Here is a 19,878-nt window from a genome sequence, read left to right as displayed (position 1 = left end):
GGCCGGGCCGGTGGTGCGTTGGTTCGTTGGTCCAAGTGCTATCGATAGAGAAGGGGCATCGCAATCGCCGCGCGACTCGCCATTCCGCCCGCCGGATGAAGTTGCGGCGACACGGCTGCTTCCGTTGGGGGACCGGTGGCGGCTACACCTGCAGCGACCATGGCCTCCTTCGAACCGCCGCCGCTGCGCATCCTCGAACGACTGGCAATCCAGCCGTGGTTGATCGTCGGGGTGACCTGCGCCGGCGCATTCATCGGGCAGCTCGATGCCAGCATCGTGCAGCTGGCACTTCCGCGGCTGGCGGACGGGTTCGACGTGCCTGTCGACGCGGTGCGCTGGGTCGCCATCGCCTACCTGCTGGCCTTTGCAGCAAGCCTCGCCGTATCGGGCCGGGTCTCGGAAATGATGGGGCGCAAGCTGCCCTATCTCCTGGGGTTCGCCCTCTTCACCGTGGCCTCGCTGCTGTGCGGCTGGGCGGAGACGCTGGACCAGCTCGTGGCGCTGCGGGCGCTGCAGGGCGTGGGCGGCGGGCTCCTGGGCGCCAACAGCATGACGATCCTGGTGACCGCGGTGCCCCAGGACAAGCGTCCGCACGCCATCGGCTGGTTCACCACGGCGCAGGCGGTGGGCGTCAGCACCGGACCGATCGTCGGCGGCTTCCTGCTCGAGTTGCTGGGCTGGCGCTGGATTTTCTGGGCGGCGGTGCCGTTCGGCCTGCTGGCCTTCGTGCTGGGCTGGCTGGTCCTGCCGCGCTCACGGGACGAGGACGTGAAGCGGGACGAGACCTTCGACCTCGCGGGCGCGGTGTTGCTGGTGCCGGCGGTCGGCCTGGGCGTGCTCGCGCTGACACAGGTTTCCGTCTGGCCGCTCGCGTCGCCGTCGATGCTGGCCTGCGCCGCCGGGTCGGTCCTGTTCCTCGCGTTGTTCCTGCACCGCGAGAAGAAAGCGCGCTGGCCGGTGGTCGACATCGAGCTGTTCCGCTCGCGCGACTTCTCGGCGGGCTTCATCGGCGTGGTGATGGGCTACGCGCTGCTCTACGGCATGCTGTTCCTGATGTCCTTCGCCTTCGTGAAGGGGCTCGACAACAGCGCTCATGTGGCCGGGCTGAAGCTCGCCACCATCCCCATCCTGCTGGGGCTGGTCGCGCCGCTCGCCGCGCGGACGGCCGCGCGCTTCACCGCGCGGCGGGTGGGCGTGGCCGGCATGGCACTCTGCCTCGCGGCGATCCTCGCGCTCGTCGCCATCGCCTTCGGGCCGGACAGGCTGGTGGTGCGCCTCGCAGCGCTCGCTTTGTTCGGCGCCGGGCTCGGCCTGTTCCTGGCGCCCAACAGCCACGCCACCATCAATGCCGCGCCCGAGGGCCATGCCTCGTCGGCGGGCGGACTGGTCAATCTCGGCCGGGTACTGGGAAGCTGCCTCGGCGTCTCTGCCGCCTCCTCGATGCTCTCGTGGCGCCTCGGCCAGTCCGGTAGCGCCGACCGGATGGGACTGACCTTCGTCGAGGCGGTGGGCGGCAGCCTGCTGGTGCTGGCAGTCTTCGCCCTCGTGGCGATCGTGGCGTCGCTGGTGTCCCGGCCAGCCGCCTCGGCAGCTTAAGCCGGCCGTTGGCTCTTCAAGGCAGGTCGAGCAGACGAGCCGTGGCCACGGCAACGGGCTCGCGTCGCGCGTTGTGGATGCTCAAGGCGAGGGTCGCGCCGGCCTTTCGATGGCCTTCGACGCTCAGCACATCGTCGCGCTGGAGCATGCGGGTGAAGGTCGCGTCGAGACTTCCGCGCGAGATCCAGGCCGCGCCGAAAATGTCCTCAGCGAAGCGCGACAGGTAGGCGAAGGACATCGTCGCCGCGGGGATCGCGACGCGCACGCCCATCGCCTGAGCCAGCCGGTCGTGCGTGTGGTAGTTCTCGGCCGGAAGGCTGAACAGGCGTGACTTCTCCAGCGACATTTCTATGCGACGGGGCGGAAGCTCGCTCGCGGACGTCGCGACAGGTGAGGGAGAAGGCGTCGCCGCGCGCTGCACCTCTTCGCTGCGGATCGCGCAGCCATGATCATAGACGGCCAGCGCCTCGCCGTCGGCGTCGAAGAACGACGCGCGCATGACGATGAAGTCGCGCCCGCGCCGGCGGTATTTCTCCGTCACCGCGACGTCGGCCCTGATCGGGCGGCCGAGGCGAAAGGGCCTCAGGAATCGCGCCGACGACTTGCCATGCAGGAACGGCGTGCCGACCAGATGGCCATGGCGCTGCCGGAACAGCCCGAAATGGCCGATCTCCCCCGGTGCGCGCAGATAGAAGCCGGACGGCCACCACATGTACGTCGACAGGAACAGCGGATGCACGAGCGCGTCGGTGGGATCACCCACCAGCCAGCCGGTCTCGTCTTCGACGGCATAGGCGAACTTCCGCACCTGCTCGATCGCCGGGCTGAAGAAAGTCGAGCCCAGCTTCAGGGGCACGGGCAGATCGTCGAAGGTCGGGGCGGCAATCTCGGTCATGTGGCCCGCGAACACGTAGTGGTTCGCGCCGTCCGATGCAAAGCGGACAATAAGCTCGCGCTGCCCTTGGTCCTATTTGGGCTTCGGCTTGCACGCCGCCAATTCCTTGCGGCGTTCGGCGTCCTCGAATTCGTGCCGGTTTGAGGGGGTCCGATTGCACCAGTGCACGTGCTGAACCAGGTTCGAACTCCACCGCATCCCTTCGAAGATGCAATCCGACTGCAGCGACTGGGCAAGCTCGACCTGCGATCGTGACCTGGCCGCGTACTCTTTGCAGCTCTTGATCGGAACAGCCCCAAAATCTCCCCGGCATGTCAGCAGGGCCTTGCGACGTTCGTGGTCTTCCCGGCCGCGGTCACGTGGGGATGCAGCTTTGCACCACGCCATATGGTCGGCCGGATCCAAGCTCCAGCGCGAACCCGGAAAGTTGCAGCCGGTTGCCATCTGAACCTGGCTTGTCGCCTTTGCCACGTAATCGGGGCAGCTTTCGATGGCGAGCGGGCCGAAGGAGCCCTGGGCAAGGACCGGCGTGATCGCCGACAGCGAGAGGGACGCGGCGCAAACCGCCAAAACCCTGTAGTTCATGTCATTCTCTCCACCGTCGCGCCGGTAACGCCGCCCGGTCGGCCGCGTTCCGTTGGGCTGAGGGTCCTCGTCACCGCCCCCGGTGTTTGTCGAGCAACCGCCATCTACTTCGTTGCAAAAGGTTATTGAATAAGTCATGCAGCCTGTCGGGCGTGCACGTATGGTTTGTGACGCTCAGAGGCCCGTTCGGCGTCGGCTTCGACAAGGACTTGGAGTTGAGAGATGAGATACGGGGCGCGCGGTTTTGGGCAGCTTTCCCTTGCTCTCGGTCGACGACTTGTCGGATGGCTTCCCGGTCTTCTTCTCCCACTCGCCTTCGCGCTGCCGGTCGTCGCCCAGACCAAGCCCGCCGAAAATGCGCCGCCCGTCGTGCTGGTGCGGCCGGTCGAGGTGCGGACGCTGGCGCCGCAGTCGGAATATGTCGGCCGCCTCGCCGTGTTCGAAAAAGTCGAGCTGCGGGCACGGGTGAAGGGCGTGCTGGGCAAGCGGGAGTTCGCCGACGGCAGCAAGGTGACGGAAGGCCAGCTCCTGTTCACCATCGATCCCACCCCCTACCGCATCGCCGTGAACCAGAAGCGGGCGCTGCGTGACGGCGCGCAGGCGGCGCTGATCAATGCCGATGCGCAGCTCAAGCGCGCGGTCGAGTTGCTGCGTACCAACAACGTCTCGCAAGTCTCCTACGACCAGCGGCTGGCCGAGCAACTGCAGGCCAGGGCCACGCTCGACGACGCCCAGGCGCAGCTCGACGATGCCGAGCTGCAGCTCTCCTACACGCAGATCACCGCGCCGATCGCCGGCCTGATCGGCCGCTCCAGCGTCTCGCCGGGAAATCTCGTTGGGCCGGAATCGGGCGTTCTCGCCACCATCGTGAACGAGCGGCAGATCCGCGCTCTTTTCTCGGTCCCGCAGGCGGACCTGCTGAATGTGCGCCGCGACCTGCGCACGGGTGAGCCACTCGCCGTCCGGCTGCGCCTCGCCGACGGCAAGCTGTACTCCGAGAAGGGCAAGGTCGATTTCATCGACGTGGCGGTCGATCCCACCACCGACGGCCAGATGGCGCGCGCGGTGTTCGACAATGCCGACGAGCTTCTGACCGACGGCCAGACGGTGCGGGTGATCGTCGAGGGCAACGAACCGGCCAAGGTGATGGTGGTGCCGCAGGCGGCCATGGCGATCGACCAGACCGGCCGCTACGTCTACGTGGTCGACGGCAAGGGCGTCGTCGAGCAGCGCCGCATCACTATCGACTTCGTGCGCGACGGCATGATCGCGGTGACGGGCGGCCTCAAGGAGGGCGACCGGGTCATCGTGCAGGGCCAGCAGCGGGTGCGCGCGGGCATGGTGGTCGAGGCGCAGCCGGCGCCGGCTGCCGCCGGCCAGCCGAAGCGCTGATCCCATGGGCATCGCCGCCGTCTTCATCCGCCGCCCGCGTCTCGCCTTCGTCGTCTCCGCGATCATGGTCATCGCGGGCCTGCTGGCGCTGGGCAGCCTGCCGATCGCGCAGTTCCCCAATATCGTGCCGCCGGAAGTGACGGTCACGACCACCTATCCCGGCGCGTCGGCCCAGGTGGTCGAGGAGAGCGTCGCGCAGATCATCGAGCGCAACGTCAACGGCGTCGAGAACATGATCTCGATGCGGTCGACCTCGGGCAGCGACGGCAGCTACGCCCTCAGCGTCTACTTCAAGGTGGGTTCCAACCCGCAGGACCATACGGTCAACGTCAACAACCGCATCAACCGCGCCATGCCGCAGCTGCCCGACGAGGTGCAGCGCAACGGCGTGCTGGTGAAGAAGCAGTCCTCGGCGCTGCTTCAGGTGGTCGCCGTCTATTCGCCCAAGGGCACGCGCGACGCGCTGTTCCTGTCGAACTTCGCCACCATCAACGTGATCGATGCCATGCAGCGCGTGCCGGGAGTAGGCTCGGCCGGCTTGTTCGGCGGGCTCGACTACGCCATGCGTGTGTGGCTCGACCTCGACCGCATGTCGAGCCTCGGCATCACCTCGCAGGACGTGGTGAAGGCGATCGAGGCCAAGAACATGCAGGCCGCCGTCGGCCGGGTCGGCGCCGCGCCGCTGCTCGACGGGGTCGACTTCCAGCTGAACATCACGGCCAAGGGCCGGCTCACCTCGCCCGAGGAGTTCGCCAACATCACGGTGCGCGCGAACCCCGACGGCGCGCTGCTGCGCATCCGCGACATCGGCCGGGTCGAGCTGGGCTCGTCCAATGCCGACGTCACCACGCGCTACAACGGCAAGCCGGCGGCCGGCATCAACATCTACCAGCTCGCGGGCGCCAATGCGCTGGCCACCGCCGAGGGCGTGCGCCAGGTGCTGAAGGAGGTCGAGGACCGGCTGCCCGAGGATGTCGCCCTGGAGGTGATGTACGACACGACGGTGTTCGTCGAGTCGACGATCAAGAGCGTGGTGAAGACGCTGATCGAGGCCTTCGTGCTGGTGGCCATCGTCGTCTTCCTGTTCCTGGGCAGCCTGCGGGCGACGCTGATCCCCATCGTCGCCGTGCCGGTGGCGCTGATCGGCACCTTCGCGGTGATGCAGATGATGGGCTTCTCGCTCAACACCGTGTCGCTGCTGGCGCTGGTGCTGGCGATCGGCATCGTGGTCGACGACGCCATCGTCGTGGTCGAGGCGGTCGAGCATACGCTCGAGAAGGAGCCCCACCTGACGCCCGCCGAGGCCACCGAAAAGGCGATGTCCGAGGTCACCGGGCCGATCATCGCCATCACCCTGGTGCTGCTCTCGGTGTTCATCCCGACGGCCTTCATGCCGGGCATCGCCGGCAAGCTCTACCAGCAGTTCGCGCTCACCATCTCGGTCGCCATGGTGATCTCGGCGATCAACGCGCTGTCGCTGTCGCCGGCGCTGTGCGCCCTGCTGCTCACCCGTCGCGCCGCGCCGCGCGGCCTGATGGCCCGCATCCAGCGCGGCCTCGATGCCACCCGCAACGGCTACCTGAAGCTGGCGGCGCCGCTGATCCGGCGCGGCGTGCTGGCGGTCGGCCTGGTCGCGTTGTTCGCGCTCGCCACCGGCGGACTGCTGAAGGTCGTGCCCACCGGCTTCCTGCCCGAGGAGGACCAGTCCTCCTTCATGGCCGAGATCCAGCTGCCCGACGCCGCCTCGACCAGCCGCACGCTGGAGGCGGTGACCGAGGTCGAGGCCATGCTGACGGGCCAGCCGTGGCTGCAGAACTTCTTCACCGTCAGCGGCAACAGCCTGCTCGACGGGCTGAACCTGCCCAACCGCGCCATGATGATCGTGTCGCTGAAGCCCTATGCCGAGCGGCCCGGCCATGAGATGTCCGCCTTCGCGGTGCTGGAGCGGCTGAACAAGGCGTTCCAGCGCGTGGCCGCGGCCAACATCTACGCCTTCAACCCGCCGCCGATTGCCGGCCTCGGCAACTCCGCGGGCTTCGAGTTCGAAGTCCAGAGCCTCACCGGCGCACCGCCGGAGGAGATCGTGGCGGTGGCGCGCGGCGTCATCAACGCGGCGCAGAGCGCGCCCGAGCTGGCCGGCGTCTTCACCACCTACAGCGCCTCGACGCCGCAGATAAGACTCGAGCTCGACCGCGACCGCGCCGAGACGCTGGGCGTCGCCATCCCCGACATCTTCGCCGCGCTGCAGACCGCGATGGGCAGCAAGAACGTCAACAACTTCAACATGTTCGGCCGCACCTGGACGGTGCGCGTGCAGGCCGATGCCGCCGACCGCCGAACCGTCGAGGACGTCAACCGCGTGCGCGTGCGCTCGGCAAATGGCACCCTGGTGCCGCTGCAGGCGATGGCGACGCTCGAACTCACCACGGCGCCCGCCACCATCAACCGCTACAACAACCTGCGCTCGGTCACGCTGAACGGCGCGCCGGCGGCGGGCTACTCCTCGGGCGAGGCGATCGCGGCGATGGAGCGGGTGGCGCGCGCCAGCCTGCCGGCGGGCTACGGTTTCCAGTGGGCGGGCACCGCACAGCAGGAGAAGGAGGCCGGCAGCCAGACCGGCTTCGTGCTCGCGCTCGCGGTGCTGTTCGCCTACCTGTTCCTGGTCGGCCTCTACGAGAGCCTGGCGCTGCCGGTGGCGGCGCTCTTGTCGGTGATCGTCGGCCTGTTCGGCGCGCTGGCCGCGCTGTGGCTGACCGGCCTCGCCAACAACATCTACGCCCAGATCGGCATCGTCGTGCTGATCGCGCTGGCGGCCAAGAACGCCATCCTGGTGATCGAAGTGGCCATGCACGAGCGCGCGGGCGGCAGCGATCCGGTGACGGCCGCCACTTCCGCCGCCGGCCAGCGCTTCCGCGCCGTGATGATGACCTCCTTCGCCTTCATCCTGGGACTGGTGCCGCTGGTGATCGCGTCGGGGGCGGGCGCCGCCACCCAGCGCGCGGTCGGCACCGCCGTGTTCGGCGGCATGCTGGCGGCCTCCTGCCTCGGCATCTTCGTGATCCCCGGCCTCTACGTCGCCTTCGAGAAGATGCGCCGCGCCGTGCCGGAGATGCTGCGCAAGCCGTTCGCCCGCGCCAAGCGGCCGGGCTGAGGCTCAACCTGCCATCAGGCGGTCCTTGATCCGGCCGGCGCGCGCGCGCAGCCGCCGGCGCAGGCCGCGCAGCAGGCCGCCGTTGCTCATTGCCTCGAACACATCCTCGGGTCCTTCGGGATCGAGCACCTGGTTGTCGGCCAGCCATTTCTCGACCTCCTGGAGGTCGGGAATTTCGTAGGGGCGCAGCGAGCGGCCCTCGCCGCGCAGTTTCTCGATGGTGGCGATCATCGAGCCCTTGGCGTCGATTGTCGCGGCAACCTCGGCGGCGGGGACTCCCAGATGTTCGGCGAGCAGGCTGTCGCGCAGCGAGCGGATCTGGTCCGCGGCGCCCTCGTTGCCGGGATGGGCGGCATCGATCGTGACGTCGCATTCGGTGTCGAGACGCATCGAGCGGTTGTTCATGTTCGATGAACCGACATGCAGCACTTCGTCGTCGACGATCGTCATCTTGGCGTGCACGTAGATCGGCTCGCCCTGCGCGGTGAAGGGATGATAGAGACGCAGGCGCCCGTGCCGGTCGAGCCGGTGCAGCGCCCCGTAGAGCCGCGCCCGCGCCGTATCCATGGCGACCGGCTCCAGCCAGCCCTGGGACTTGAAGGGATTGACCAGGACGATCTCCGGCCCGTCCGGCTCCTCAAGCCTATGGGCGATCGCCTCGGCGATGCGGCGCGACGCGAAGTACTGGCTCTCGGCGTAGATGTATCGCTTCGCCCGCGCGATCAGGGCGAGATACGTCGCCTCGATCTCGCGCACCGCCGCCTCGCCATCGCCTTCCGGGCGCGAGCGGCAGATCGCCACCGCGATGTCCTGGAACCCCGCGTCGAGCCCGTCGGGCCAGCAATCGCCGCAACCCTCGACCGGCGCGAGTTCGGCGCCGCCGGCCTTCCGCCAGCGATGCCGCGACAGCTCGCCCAGCGCCGCCGCTACCGGTCCTTCGAGGATAGTGGTCGCATCGTGCCAGGGCGCGTAGGGGCTGCCGTCCGGGCCGACGCGTCGCGGATCGTCGTCGCGATGCTCCGGCGTGTCCCAGCGGTTGCTGGTCATGTCGATGCCGCCGCAGAAGGCCAGGCAGTCGTCGATCACGACGATCTTGTGATGGTGCGACGCGCCCAGGGTCACCGCACTGTCCAGCCGCGTGTGGATGCGGGGGTGGGCCATCCAGCGCATCAGCGTGAAGATCGTGGTGCCGCGGAACAGGGTGCGCACCGCGCCCATGTTCCAGCGCAGCAGGAACACTTCGAGGTCGGGGTTGCGCTTCACCAGCCACAGCACGAACTCGCCCAGCGTGCGCGGCTCGCCCGGCAGCCGCTCGTCGCTGAGCTCGATGCGAGCGTCGAAGTCCCAGCCGATCAGCATGATGCGCTTGCGGGCCTTCAGCATCGCCTTGCGGCCGACCTCGAAATAGGCCTTCGCATCGACGACCAGCCCGGCGCGGGTGGCTTTCTCCCGCCGCCAGAACTGCGCGGTGTCGGTGCCGTCGTCTGCTTCCATTCGGTCAGTGTACGGCATGGGATTGCCAGGAAGGAGGAGGGGGCGCCCCGCGAATCAGAAATGCCAGGCGAAGCGCAGCGTTGCGCTCTGGTTCAGGTACGCCGTCCCGGCCGAGAGCCCATAAGCCGCCTTCGCCTCGAAGCCATGGGCGCGATAGACCTGCAGCCCGGCCTCGAGGGTGGCGAGGAGGTTGGGGGCGGCCACCGTCGCCTGGAACGCGCCTAATCCGGCGAGGGGACCGGAGACGAACCAGGTCTGGAAAGTCGAGCTGCTGTCGGGCAGCACCGTCGCGCCCGCCACGAGGTAGGGCCGCAGGATCGTGTCCTGGGCCACGTCGATCCGGCCGCCGACTTCCAGCGCCGGCACGATCGCCGGGCGAAGCGAGCTCTCGCCGCCGAAACCCATCGCCAGCCCCGACCCGCCGGACTCCTGGAAGGCCGGCCGGTTGAAGTAGCGCAGCTCGAGGTCGAGGCGCGGCCGCAGATACCAGCCGTCGAAGGGAAGCTCGTAGGCGCCGCGCAGCCGAAAACTGCCGCCATAGGAGGTGGTCGCGCCGGTGATCTGGCCGGCCTCGCGTTGGAGCGCGTTGACGCTGGCGCCGAAAGCGAGGCCGGCCGCCAGCAGCCACGGACCGCGCACCCACTTGAGCGCAAGGGCGCCGTCGTAGGTCTGGCCGCTGCTCGACACGTAGCCGCCGCCGGCCTGGCCCGACGCGAAGCCGATCCCCAGGAAGCCGCCCAGGAACCAGTCCTCGGCCACCTGCTTCTGGCCACCGATGCGAAACACGGCGGCCTGCGACGTGCCGGCCGCGTCGCCGCTTCCCTGGCTCGTCCACTGGCCGGACACAGTGCCCCAAACGCAGCCATCCTCGGTCAGCAGGAGCGTCCCGCCGGCGAATACCGGGCAGCTGAAGGCCGGCGTCGGCGAGACCGCGGCGCCGGCGGCCGCACCCGCGGCCGCAGCGGCCGAGGCGGTGGTTCCGCCCGTGCCCATCGCGCCCACGATCATCGCGCTCGCCACCACGACGTCGGCGACGATGGTCGCGTCGCGCGGCGGCAGGCCCTGCGAGGTGAGCGCACTCTGCAGGGTCGAATCGATCTGTGAGACGGTACCCGGCCGTCGGATGTCGTCGGCTCGGGCAGAATGAATGCCCAGGACGAAAGCGCCGGCCATTGCCAGCACACCGATGCTTCTCACGATCCACGCCCTCTCGACGACCCGAACGCCCATCGATGCCAGCCATCGGCACCGACGTTCCCGCGTGCGTCCTCTCGCACGGGCCGAGACCGGCGCCAAGCAAATATGCCCCGCGTCTGATCCGGGTCGGAACCGATAGTCCGTCCATCGCTGTCTCGGTGCTGGGGAGCCGGGGCCGTGGTATCTGGAGGCATGGCAACGACGGCATTGCGCGAAAAGTTCCAGGATCTGTATTTCGGCGCTCGCCCGGAAGCGCGACGGTTCCGTTACGGGCTGGTTGGGTTCGACCTCGCCACCATCGGCCTGTTCTTCGTCGCGCCGTTCGGCGGCCACCAGCCGTGGATGATCGCTCTCGATCTCGCCCTCGGCATCCTGCTGGCGGTGGAGTTCGGGGTGAGGCTGTGGGTGGAGCGCCGGCCGCTGCGCCACCTGTTCAGCCTCTCCTCGGCGGCGGACCTGATCGTGATCCTGTCGCTGCTCCTGCCGGTGTTCATCGAGAACCTGGCCTTCCTGCGCATCGCCCGGGCGCTGCGCCTGCTGCGCTCCTATCACCTGCTGCGCGACCTGCGGCACGATTCGGAGTGGTTCCGGCGCAACGAGGACATCATCCAGCGCACGGTCAATCTCGGCGTCTTCATCTTCATCGTGACGTCGGTGGTCTACGTCACGCAGCACAACATCAACCCGCAGATCGCCAACTACGTCGACGCGCTCTATTTCACCATCACGACGCTCACGACGACCGGCTTCGGCGACATCACCCTGAAGACGCCGGGCGGCCGGCTGCTGGCGGTGATCATCATGGTCGTGGGCGTCGGCCTCTTCCTGCGCCTGCTGCAGGCCATCTTCAGGCCCAACAAGGTGCGCTTCGAATGCCCGTCCTGCGCGCTCCTGGTGCACGACCTCGACGCCGTCCACTGCAAGCATTGCGGCATCGTCCTGCAGATCCCGAACGAGGGGATTTAGGGGGGCGCGAAGAGGAAAGGTCCCTCACTGCGTTCGGGATGACAGCGATGGCTGTATCGACGCACCGTGCCGACCCGCGCCCCATTGTCATCCCGAACGCAGTGAGGGACCTTAAAATCACAGACCCTACAGCGCCGGTCCCGCAAGAATGCTCCGCGCCTCCGTGGCGATCGTCTCGGCGATGGTGGCGTAGCTGTCGGCATAGGCCGAGCCGTCGCGCCACACCGCGGCGAGGGAGCGGCTGGCGCTCCAGCCGGCCATCGGGAGGCGGGTGACCATGTCGGCGCCGCCCACTTCCGAGCGCAGATAGAGTTCCGGCAGGATGGCGAAGCCCAGCCCCGAGCCGCACATCTGGCGCAGGCTGTCGAGGCTGGTGCCCTCATAGTCCTCGAGCAGGGTGGCCTTGAGATCCTCGCAGATCTCGCGGGCCTGGCGGTGGGCATGGTGACGACGGTCGAGGCTGAGGAAGCCGATTCCCGCCAGGTCGCCGCGCCGCACCTTGGCCGCGCGGCCCAGCGGATGCTCGGGTGGGCAGACGATGTGCAGCGGCTCGCGGAACAGCGGCTCGATATGCAGGTCGCTGCCCGAGACGGGCAGGGGCGACAGCACCATGTCGAGCGCGCCGCGCGCCAGCTCGCGCACCTGCTCGTCGGGAATGCCCTCGCGGATGTAGAGCCGCAGGTCGGGAAAGCGCCGGTGCAGCGAGGCCACGATGCGCGGCATCAGGTAGGGGCCGAGCGTCGGCGTCACGCCGAAGCGGATCGTGCCGGCGATGCCGGCGCGCGAACGCCGCACCATGTCTTCGGCATCCTTCACGTCGAGCAGGATGCGGCGCGCGCGCGTCACCAGGTCCCGGCCGATCGGGGTGAGCTGGACCGGGCTCTCGTTGCGCTCGACCAGGGTCACGCCCAGCCGCGCCTCCAGCGCCCGCACCTGCTGGCTGAGCGTGGGCTGGGCGATGTGCACGGCGTCGGCGGCCCGCCGGAAATTCCGGGTGTCGGCCAGGGCCACCAGATAGGAGAGCTGGCGCAGCGTGGTCATGGCGCGGTCATGAGGGATGATAGTCCATGGCTATCGACTTTGGCCCATTCTTTCTATTTCTACAATCGACCGCCACCGCCCATCTTCGCCCTCTCACCCGCAGAGGACGAACCGACATGCGCCGCCCCATCCTTCGGATCCCGGTATGACCGAGCTTCTGGTCCAGCCCTTCCTCGGCACACCCGTCTGGTTCTGGCTCGCGTTCGTCTCGCTGGTGGCGGCGCTCACCGCCTTCGATCTCGGCCTCCTGCACAAGGAGGACCGGGTGATGGGCATTGCTGAATCGCTGAAACTCTCGGCCTTCTACATCTCGATCGCGCTGGCCTTCGGCGCCTGGGTCTGGGTCGAGAAGGGCGCCGAGCTGGGCATGCAGTACTACACCGGCTTCTTCATCGAGAAGGCGCTGTCGATCGACAACATCTTCGTCATCAGCCTGATCTTCACCTTCTTCGCCATCCCGGCGAAGTACCAGTACCGGGCGCTGCTCTGGGGCATCATCGGCGTCATCGTGCTGCGCGGCCTGATGATCGCGGCGGGCGCGGCGCTGGTCAGCGAAGCCTACTGGGTGCTCTACCTGTTCGCCGCCTTCCTGATCGTGACGGGCATAAAAATGTTCTTCACGAACGACCAGGAGCCGGACCTCGCCAACAACGCCGCCATCCGCTGGATCTCCACCCGCATGCGGGTGACCAAGGAGCTGCACGGCGACCGCTTCTTCGTCTCCGCGCCCGACGAGCGCACCGGCCGCATGGTCCTGGCCGCGACGCCGCTGTTCCTCGCCCTGGTGGTGATCAACCTCGCGGACCTTGTGTTCGCCGTGGACTCGGTGCCGGCGATCTTCGCCATCACCACCGACACGTTCGTTGTCTACACTTCGAACATCATGGCGGTGCTGGGCCTGCGCGCCCTCTACTTCGCGCTCTCGGCCATGATCGACCGCTTCCACTACCTGAAGCACGCGCTGGCCGCGGTGCTGGTGTTCATCGGCTCCAAGATCTTCGTCTCGGATTTCCTGCTGGACGACGCGAAGTTCCCGCCCGTCGCCAGCCTCGCCGTCACCATCGGCCTGATCGCCACCGGCATCGCCTGGTCGATGTGGAAGACGCGGGAGGGGGCGGCTCAGAGGTGAGGGGGCGTCTGCGACCAGATTGATCCGATCAAGCGCCGAGATACGCCAAGTGTCGCCGTGCTTTACTCGTCTTGCCAGTCGGACGCCGCATCGACGAAAGCCTGATCCTCGTGCGCGCGACCGGTCTTTGCGACCGCAAGCGACTGGCGATGTGCTTTCCTTGTGAACGCCGCCGATCGCATGTCCGGTACCCAGAGCTGGATCGGCCGCAACGCCAGAGCCTGTGGCCGGTCGCGACGTTCTTGCGCCCTTGCCCGCTTGCCACTCATGTTCTCAGCAGGGGAGGAATGGCAAACGTTGCCGTCGATTCGTGTCCGTCGACGGTCAACACGACATTAGAGTCCGATAGTGGGTGAGATGATAGATTCTCTCGTTCCGCGATTGTCCCAAGAAGTGCCTCGATGAAGTCGTTCAGATCTGTGGATTTGTCTATTACGTCATCCATGATCTGGCCTATCGCATCTGCGTGGCTGAGCTTGTCTTCGGGATCGTTCAAGCAATCGAGCATGCCTTGGGTCATCAAGTTTAGCGACATCGCGTATAATGAAGAATGCCGGGGTGTACCTGAATAGATTGACATGTCGCCCGCGTTTGGAATCCTGGCATACGCATTGTCGATCTGTGCGCTCGTAGGATGATGGAAGGCGAAGTTGTTCCGGATCGCTGCCATTAGCTCCATATCAGACAGGTGCTTTCGAACTCTTTTTAGAGCGGCTTGTCCCTTCGCACTAAGCAGCGGCAAGTAGGTGTGACCGAACTTCTGACTCAGCACATGCTTGTTGAGTGCCACGTATCCTTCTTGCGTAGTGCCGATCAAGAGCCGCGCAATTGTGAAGGCTCGGCTTTCCGCGAAAAGCTTCATGACATCGTCTGACTGTTCTTTGATCGAGAAAATCAGTAGCCGATAAAGCGTGTTAATCTCGTTCGCGATGTGCCCAAACAGCAGAAAGTTGCGACGCACATCGGTTGGAATAGCGTCCAGCGCACCCTTGTGGATCTCGATCTTGTATATCTTGAGTGGCTTTGACACGGTGGTCGGTCTAACGGGCATGTTTTCCTCCCCACTGGGTAGTATCGCACCTATACAATTGTCGTAGAACGGCTTGGCTCTATTGATAAGAAGTCTTGCCAAAGGCCGAGGGACTATTTCCAGAGCGAGCGCGACTACAGTCCTGCGACGGGCTGGAAACGCCTACTTTAAGATTATCCCACCACCGCCAACGCCTGCGTCAGATCCGCGATCAGATCGTCCGGATGCTCGATACCCACCGACAGGCGGATCGTCGTGTCCAGGACGCCGATGCGGTCGCGGACTTCCAGCGGGACGCCGGAGTGCGTCATGGCGGCGGGATGGCTGGCCAGGGATTCCGTGCCGCCGAGGCTCACGGCGAGCTTGAAGATTTTTAGCGCGTTCAGGAAGGCGAAGGCTTCCTTCTCGCCGCCCTTGATGTCGAAGGAGAAGGTCGAGCCGGCACCGGTGCACTGGCGGTCGTAGAGCGCCTTCTCGGGCGAGCCCGCCGGCAGCAGGCCGAGATAATGGAGCTTGGCTACGCTGGGATGCGCGGCCAGCCAGTCGGCGACCAGGCGGGCGTTGGAGTTGGCGCGCTCCATCCGCAGCCCCAGCGTTTCCAGCGAGCGGCCCAGCATCCAGCAGGAATGCGGGTCGAGCTGGGTGCCGAGGCTGCCACGCAGCGCGCGGATCGGGCCCATGATCTCCTTCCGGCCCATCGACGCGCCGGCGATCAGGTCGGAATGGCCGCCGACATACTTGGTGAGCGAGTAGAGCGAGACGTCGGCGCCGTGGTCGAGCGGGCGCTGGAAGACCGGCCCCAGCAAAGTGTTGTCGCAGACCAGCACGGGCGGGCCGCCGGGCTGGGCGGCGCCGATCTCGTCGGCGAGGCGGCGCAGCAGGGCGATGTCGACCAGCGTGTTGGTCGGGTTGGCCGGCGTCTCGATCATGATGACGGCGACGCGGCCGCCCTGGGCCGCCGCCCGCTTGCGGGCCTCGGTCGCGGCGGCGCGGACCGCGTCCTCGTCGACGCCGTCGATGAAGCCCACCGCGCCGATGCCGAAGCCCGACAGGGTCTTGGCCAGCAGGGTTTCCGTGCCGCCATAGAGCGGCTGCGAATGCAGCACCACGTCGCCCGGCCGCGCGAAGGCGAGCAGGGTCGTCGAGATCGCCGACATGCCGGAGGAGAAGAGGGCGCAGGTCTCGGCGCCCTCGTAGACCGCCAGCCGGTCCTCGACGATCTCGCTGTTTGGATGGTTGAAGCGCGAATAGACCAGGCCCGCGGCGCTGCCGGCGGGCGGTGTCTTGCGGCCCGCGGCATAGTCGAAAAAGTCGCGGCCTTCCTCGGCCGAGCCGAACACGAAGGTCGAGGTCAGGAACACCGGCGGCTTCACCGCGCCTTCCGACAGCGCCGGGTCGTAGCCGTAGCTCAGCATCAGCGTCTCGGGCTGGAGCTTGTGGTTGCCGATATGGGTGCGGTACGGGCGCGGGGCGGTCATGGCGTGTCTCCTGTCGCAGGGGCGGGCCTCGTCCGGATGATGACGGTAAGGTGTGTCGAAACGGTGTGCTCTCCTCCGTCGTCTCGACCGGAGCCGAGCGACGGTCGGGACGACGGTTATGCGCCCATCAACGCCGCGATCTCGGTGCGGACGCCGGCCGAGCGGCGGTAGTACTGGTGCGAGCCGGCGAAGCCGGTGTCGTAGTCGGTGAAGCCGCTGCAATCGACGCTGCGGTAGATGGCGGGCGGGAAGAGGATCGTGTCGCCGCCGCCGCGCGGCCCGTCCTGGCCGAGGCGATGGCAGAAGTTCAGGGTCTCGCTCAACTTGTCGAGCACCTGGTCGCGCCGGTTGTGGAGGATCGTGATGCGCCGGCCGAGCCGGCAGAGCGGCGCCAGGCTGTTGGTCACGGAAGCGTCGAAGGCATCGTCGACAATGTCGGCTGCGGCCAGGAAGATGTGGTCGAACATCTCCGCATCGCCGTTGCCGTTCGCGAACCAGGCCTGCACCGCCGCCTGCAGCGCGAGGTTGCCCATGCTGTGGGTCAGCAGGAAGGTCCGCCGTCCCTTCGCGCGCGCCCTTTCGAGGATAGGCAGCAGGTTGGCGAAGAAGCGCATCAGCGGCAGGCCCGAGCCGCCGGCCATCTTCTGGTCGGAGCGATAGGGCAGAGTGAGAACAGGCGTCAGCAGCTGGCCGCGCGAGGGCCAGCTGAAGGTGACGACCGTGGTGTCCGCCTCGCTCACGCCCGACTGGGCCAGCCATTCGCGATTGAAGGCGGCGCGCGTCAGCGCATCTTCGAAGCTGTTGGCGAAGCCGTGGACGAAGACCAGGATGTTGCGGCCGCCCTCGGCCAGGTCGTCGATCGCCGCCGGGCTGAAGCCGCCCTTCTGCAGGTCGTTCAGCGAGCGGATGGCGCCCACCGTGTCGGCCGTCAGCCCGGCACTGTCGACGAAGGCCGTGCCGTAAGTCACCTGCAGCGGATTGTCGGGCGCCGTCATGAAGAACGTGTAGTTCTCCGGCCGGTCCGCCGGATGGTTGGCGATCCTGTTGGTCGCGAAATAGACGGTGGTCGTCATGAACCCTCCCCCCCGTATTGCCTGCAGCGTGATCCCTTGCCGCTTTTTGTCAATCGGCATGGGGCGGGTGCTAGGCTGCAGACATGACAACATCCCTTCGCGAGGCCTGGGCGGCCCTGCCGTCGCGGCTCAGGCTGCTGGAGCCGGTGACCTTCTCCGACGCGGAGTGGTCGCTGCTCGAACGCCTGCACGCGAGCTTCAACGATCGCGAGGCGCACACCAGGCTGCCGCTGGCGATCGCCCGCTTCCGCGAGGCTGCGGCGAAGGAGATCTTCGAAACCGCCCGGCAGTTCGACGACGTCGTGACGGTCAATGTCGACGAAAGCTGGGAGCAGCGCGTGGCGGCGAGCGCGGGCGATGCGATGGCGCCCTGGGTGCGGCTCTACAACGGGGAGGTCGACGCGATGATGGGCGTGCTGGTTCCCCCGGCACGCTATCGCAAGGAGCACTATGCCTATGGAAGGTTCGTCTTTCCCGAGCCGCACGGGCTGCACACCGACCACAGTCTCGAGGATCCGGCGGCGGGCGGCGAGCCGATCTGCATCGCCCGCATCGAGACGCTGGGCACCCACTATGTCGACGGCGACTACCGGCTGCACGATGCCGCGACGCAGAGCATGCTGAAGGCGCTGCGCTACTGGACGCCCGTTCCCGAAGGCCAGCCGGAGGACGTCTTCGCCGAGCTGCTGAGGCGCGGCACGCTGAAGACCATCCCCTTGAACCACGTCATGCTGATGGTCGCCGGCAACGCCGCGGACAACGCACAGGTCACGCAGCATATTTCCGCCCGCCCGCCCGAGGGCGGCCTGCACTCGGCGTTCTTCCAGCGGCAATACAGGTTGATGGGGCAGCGCCGTTCCGGCCGCCGCGAGTTGTGATACAGAAGGGCCATGTCGGCCCCTACCCGGAAAGCACCGTCGTTCGCTCGCGAACCTATCGATGACGGCTCGTTCCGACTGCTCGTCGAGGGCGTGCTGGATTATGCGATCTACATGCTCGATCCGGCGGGCAACGTCGTGAGCTGGAACAGCGGCGCCGAGCGCTTCAAGGGCTACACCGCCCAGGAGATCATCGGCAGCCATTTCTCGCGCTTCTACGGCGAGGAGGATCGCCGCGACGGCCTGCCGGCCCGCGCCCTCGACATCGCCTTGCGCGAAGGCAGCTTCGAGAACGAGGGCTGGCGTGTGCGCAAGGACGGCACGCGCTTCTGGGCACACGTCGTCATGGACCCGATCCGCGGTCCCGATGGCATGCTGCTGGGATTCGTCAAGGTCACCCGCGACCTCACCAAGCGGCGCGCGGCCGAGCAGCAGTTGCACCGCAGCCAGGAGGAGTTCCGCCTGCTGGTGCAGAGCGTCACCGACTACGGCATCTACATGCTCGATCCCGAGGGCAACGTCGCGACGTGGAATGCCGGCGCCCAGCGCATCAAGGGCTATACCGAGGAAGAGATCGTCGGCCAGCACTTCTCGCGCTTCTACACCGAGGAGGACCGCGCCGCCGGCGCCCCGCAACGCGCGCTCGCGACCGCGCTGCACGAGGGCCGCTTCGAGAGCGAGGCGTGGCGGGTGCGCAAGGACGGCACGCGCTTCTGGGCCAGCATCGTCATCGATCCGGTGCGCGAGCCCGACGGCACGCTGCGCGGCTTCGCCAAGATCACGCGCGACATCAGCGAGCGTCGCGAGGCGCTGGTCCAACTGGAGCGGGCGCGCGAGGCGCTGTTCCAGTCGCAGAAGATGGAGGCGATCGGCCAGCTCACCGGCGGCGTCGCGCACGATTTCAACAATCTGCTGACCGCCGTAATCGGCAGCCTCGAACTGGTGCGCAAGCGGCTGCCGCCGGACGAGAAGAACCTGCTGCTGATCGACAATGCCATGCAGGCGGCGCGCCGCGGCGCCGCCCTGACGCAGCGCATGCTGGCCTTCGCGCGACGCCAGGAACTCGATCCCGAGCTGGCCTCGGTCGCTGCGCTGGTGTCCGGCATGACGACGCTGTTCGACCACACGCTCGGCCCCTCGATGGTGCTCGACGTCGACTGCCCGGCATCGCTCGCCCCGGTGCGGGTCGACGTCAATCAGCTCGAGATGGCGCTGCTCAACCTCGTGGTGAACGCGCGCGATGCCATGCCGGGCGGCGGCACTATCGCCATCACCGCCCGAGAACTCGCGGCGGGTCCGGCCTCGTCCTTCCCGCTGCCGGCCGGGCGCTACGTGCGCCTCTCGGTCCGCGACCAGGGCCACGGCATGGATGCGACCACGCTGGTGCGCGCGACCGAGCCCTTCTTCACGACCAAGGGCGTGGGCAAGGGGACCGGCCTCGGCCTCTCGATGGTGCACGGGCTCGCCGAACAGCTGGGCGGCTGCCTGCAGCTCGAAAGCGCGCCGGGCGCCGGCACGACCGCGTCGCTGTGGATCCCGGTGGCCGCCGGCGCCGATGTTCCGCCGCACCGCGGCGCGCCTGCGCCTTCGTCCGATGCGGTGTCGCTCCACATCCTCGCGGTCGACGACGATGCGCTGATCCTGGTGAACACGGCGGCGATGCTGGAAGATCTCGGTCACCGCGTCACCACCGCCTATTCCGGCCGCGAGGCGCTGGCGGCGCTCGCGCGGCTGGAGCGGGTCGATCTCGTCGTCACCGACCAGGCGATGCCCGGCATGACCGGCACCGAACTGGTCGCCGAAATCAGGCGCGAGCGCCCTGGCCTGCCGGTCCTGCTGGCCACCGGCTATGCCGAGCTGGCCGACGGCGGGATGTCCGACCTCCCGCGCCTCAACAAGCCCTTCCTGCAGCCCATCTCGACCGGGCCATCGCCGAGGTGATGCGGCGACGACCCCATTCGACCGGCTGACGA

At 67.5% G+C, this 19,878-nt stretch carries 16 protein-coding genes; 7 read left to right on the top strand and 9 right to left on the bottom strand.

The window, feature by feature from the left end; genetic code table 11:
• Positions 1-159: 159 nt before the first annotated feature.
• Positions 160-1,596, top strand: a complete 1,437-nt coding sequence (locus ACO07I_RS09145; protein ID WP_422016498.1) for an MFS transporter — start codon at positions 160-162, stop codon at positions 1,594-1,596.
• Positions 1,597-1,612: 16 nt separating this feature from the next.
• On the opposite strand, the gene ACO07I_RS09140 is transcribed toward ACO07I_RS09145, so the two are convergent.
• Entirely contained in the window at positions 1,613-2,491 is an 879-nt protein-coding gene (locus tag ACO07I_RS09140) for a hypothetical protein (RefSeq protein WP_422016496.1), read from the bottom strand.
• Between the two features lie 72 nt (positions 2,492-2,563).
• On the bottom strand, positions 2,564-3,076 hold the full coding sequence (locus ACO07I_RS09135; RefSeq protein WP_422016494.1) for a hypothetical protein: 513 nt from the start codon (positions 3,074-3,076) through the stop codon (positions 2,564-2,566).
• Between the two features lie 222 nt (positions 3,077-3,298).
• Here ACO07I_RS09135 and ACO07I_RS09130 point away from each other — a divergent pair, with 222 nt between their 5' ends.
• Entirely contained in the window at positions 3,299-4,468 is a 1,170-nt protein-coding gene (locus ACO07I_RS09130) for an efflux RND transporter periplasmic adaptor subunit (RefSeq protein WP_422016492.1), read from the top strand.
• Between the two features lie 4 nt (positions 4,469-4,472).
• Positions 4,473-7,619 (top strand): efflux RND transporter permease subunit, encoded by a 3,147-nt coding sequence (locus tag ACO07I_RS09125; protein WP_422016490.1) that lies wholly within the window; start codon positions 4,473-4,475, stop codon positions 7,617-7,619.
• 3 nt (positions 7,620-7,622) lie between these two features.
• On the opposite strand, the gene ACO07I_RS09120 is transcribed toward ACO07I_RS09125, so the two are convergent.
• Complete coding sequence (locus ACO07I_RS09120) at positions 7,623-9,113, bottom strand: phospholipase D-like domain-containing protein (RefSeq protein WP_422016488.1); 1,491 nt, start codon at positions 9,111-9,113, stop codon at positions 7,623-7,625.
• Between the two features lie 54 nt (positions 9,114-9,167).
• The gene (locus ACO07I_RS09115) at positions 9,168-10,310 is read right to left on the bottom strand and encodes an autotransporter outer membrane beta-barrel domain-containing protein (protein ID WP_422016486.1); all 1,143 of its coding nucleotides are present in this window, start codon (positions 10,308-10,310) and stop codon (positions 9,168-9,170) included.
• A gap of 192 nt (positions 10,311-10,502) precedes the next feature.
• Here ACO07I_RS09115 and ACO07I_RS09110 point away from each other — a divergent pair, with 192 nt between their 5' ends.
• Positions 10,503-11,276 (top strand): potassium channel family protein, encoded by a 774-nt coding sequence (locus tag ACO07I_RS09110; protein WP_422016484.1) that lies wholly within the window; start codon positions 10,503-10,505, stop codon positions 11,274-11,276.
• A gap of 126 nt (positions 11,277-11,402) precedes the next feature.
• Here ACO07I_RS09110 and ACO07I_RS09105 read toward each other — a convergent pair whose 3' ends face one another.
• Positions 11,403-12,317, bottom strand: a complete 915-nt coding sequence (locus ACO07I_RS09105) for a hydrogen peroxide-inducible genes activator (RefSeq protein ID WP_422016482.1) — start codon at positions 12,315-12,317, stop codon at positions 11,403-11,405.
• Between the two features lie 145 nt (positions 12,318-12,462).
• Between ACO07I_RS09105 and ACO07I_RS09100 the strand changes: the two genes are divergently transcribed.
• Complete coding sequence (locus tag ACO07I_RS09100) at positions 12,463-13,446, top strand: TerC family protein (RefSeq protein ID WP_422016480.1); 984 nt, start codon at positions 12,463-12,465, stop codon at positions 13,444-13,446.
• 62 nt (positions 13,447-13,508) lie between these two features.
• Here ACO07I_RS09100 and ACO07I_RS09095 read toward each other — a convergent pair whose 3' ends face one another.
• The 4 genes from ACO07I_RS09095 to ACO07I_RS09080 form a co-directional block, all read right to left on the bottom strand.
• Entirely contained in the window at positions 13,509-13,715 is a 207-nt protein-coding gene (locus ACO07I_RS09095) for an antitoxin MazE family protein (protein WP_422016478.1), read from the bottom strand.
• Entirely contained in the window at positions 13,712-14,497 is a 786-nt protein-coding gene (locus tag ACO07I_RS09090; RefSeq protein WP_422016476.1) for a hypothetical protein, read from the bottom strand. Before ACO07I_RS09090 ends, ACO07I_RS09095 begins: the two co-directional genes overlap by 4 nt.
• Positions 14,498-14,649: 152 nt before the next feature.
• On the bottom strand, positions 14,650-15,954 hold the full coding sequence (locus ACO07I_RS09085) for a cystathionine gamma-synthase family protein (RefSeq protein ID WP_422016474.1): 1,305 nt from the start codon (positions 15,952-15,954) through the stop codon (positions 14,650-14,652).
• Positions 15,955-16,070: 116 nt separating this feature from the next.
• Positions 16,071-17,027: an alpha/beta hydrolase gene (locus ACO07I_RS09080; protein ID WP_422016472.1), complete on the bottom strand. Its 957-nt coding sequence runs from the start codon at positions 17,025-17,027 to the stop codon at positions 16,071-16,073.
• 83 nt (positions 17,028-17,110) lie between these two features.
• Between ACO07I_RS09080 and ACO07I_RS09075 the strand changes: the two genes are divergently transcribed.
• Positions 17,111-17,905 (top strand): hypothetical protein, encoded by a 795-nt coding sequence (locus tag ACO07I_RS09075; RefSeq protein WP_422016470.1) that lies wholly within the window; start codon positions 17,111-17,113, stop codon positions 17,903-17,905.
• A 12-nt stretch (positions 17,906-17,917) separates the two neighbouring features.
• Positions 17,918-19,846: a PAS domain S-box protein gene (locus tag ACO07I_RS09070; RefSeq protein ID WP_422016468.1), complete on the top strand. Its 1,929-nt coding sequence runs from the start codon at positions 17,918-17,920 to the stop codon at positions 19,844-19,846.
• Positions 19,847-19,878 lie beyond the last annotated feature (32 nt).

It is taken from the genome of Reyranella sp., assembly GCF_965227665.1.
Classification (GTDB): Bacteria; Pseudomonadota; Alphaproteobacteria; order Reyranellales; family Reyranellaceae; genus Reyranella.
This window is presented reverse-complemented; position numbering and strand designations above follow the sequence as displayed.

Bases quoted from the DNA above. Each gene is read 5' to 3' on its own strand.
- ACO07I_RS09095 (WP_422016478.1), bottom strand. From the start codon at position 13,715: ATGAGTGGCAAGCGGGCAAGGGCGCAAGAACGTCGCGACCGGCCACAG.
- ACO07I_RS09075 (WP_422016470.1), top strand. From the start codon at position 17,111: ATGACAACATCCCTTCGCGAGGCCTGGGCGGCCCTGCCGTCGCGGCTC.
- ACO07I_RS09090 (WP_422016476.1), bottom strand. From the start codon at position 14,497: ATGCCCGTTAGACCGACCACCGTGTCAAAGCCACTCAAGATATACAAG.
- ACO07I_RS09085 (WP_422016474.1), bottom strand. From the start codon at position 15,954: ATGACCGCCCCGCGCCCGTACCGCACCCATATCGGCAACCACAAGCTC.
- ACO07I_RS09140 (WP_422016496.1), bottom strand. From the start codon at position 2,491: ATGACCGAGATTGCCGCCCCGACCTTCGACGATCTGCCCGTGCCCCTG.
- ACO07I_RS09120 (WP_422016488.1), bottom strand. From the start codon at position 9,113: ATGGAAGCAGACGACGGCACCGACACCGCGCAGTTCTGGCGGCGGGAG.
- ACO07I_RS09125 (WP_422016490.1), top strand. From the start codon at position 4,473: ATGGGCATCGCCGCCGTCTTCATCCGCCGCCCGCGTCTCGCCTTCGTC.
- ACO07I_RS09080 (WP_422016472.1), bottom strand. From the start codon at position 17,027: ATGACGACCACCGTCTATTTCGCGACCAACAGGATCGCCAACCATCCG.
- ACO07I_RS09070 (WP_422016468.1), top strand. From the start codon at position 17,918: ATGTCGGCCCCTACCCGGAAAGCACCGTCGTTCGCTCGCGAACCTATC.
- ACO07I_RS09110 (WP_422016484.1), top strand. From the start codon at position 10,503: ATGGCAACGACGGCATTGCGCGAAAAGTTCCAGGATCTGTATTTCGGC.
- ACO07I_RS09100 (WP_422016480.1), top strand. From the start codon at position 12,463: ATGACCGAGCTTCTGGTCCAGCCCTTCCTCGGCACACCCGTCTGGTTC.
- ACO07I_RS09105 (WP_422016482.1), bottom strand. From the start codon at position 12,317: ATGACCACGCTGCGCCAGCTCTCCTATCTGGTGGCCCTGGCCGACACC.
- ACO07I_RS09130 (WP_422016492.1), top strand. From the start codon at position 3,299: ATGAGATACGGGGCGCGCGGTTTTGGGCAGCTTTCCCTTGCTCTCGGT.
- ACO07I_RS09135 (WP_422016494.1), bottom strand. From the start codon at position 3,076: ATGAACTACAGGGTTTTGGCGGTTTGCGCCGCGTCCCTCTCGCTGTCG.
- ACO07I_RS09145 (WP_422016498.1), top strand. From the start codon at position 160: ATGGCCTCCTTCGAACCGCCGCCGCTGCGCATCCTCGAACGACTGGCA.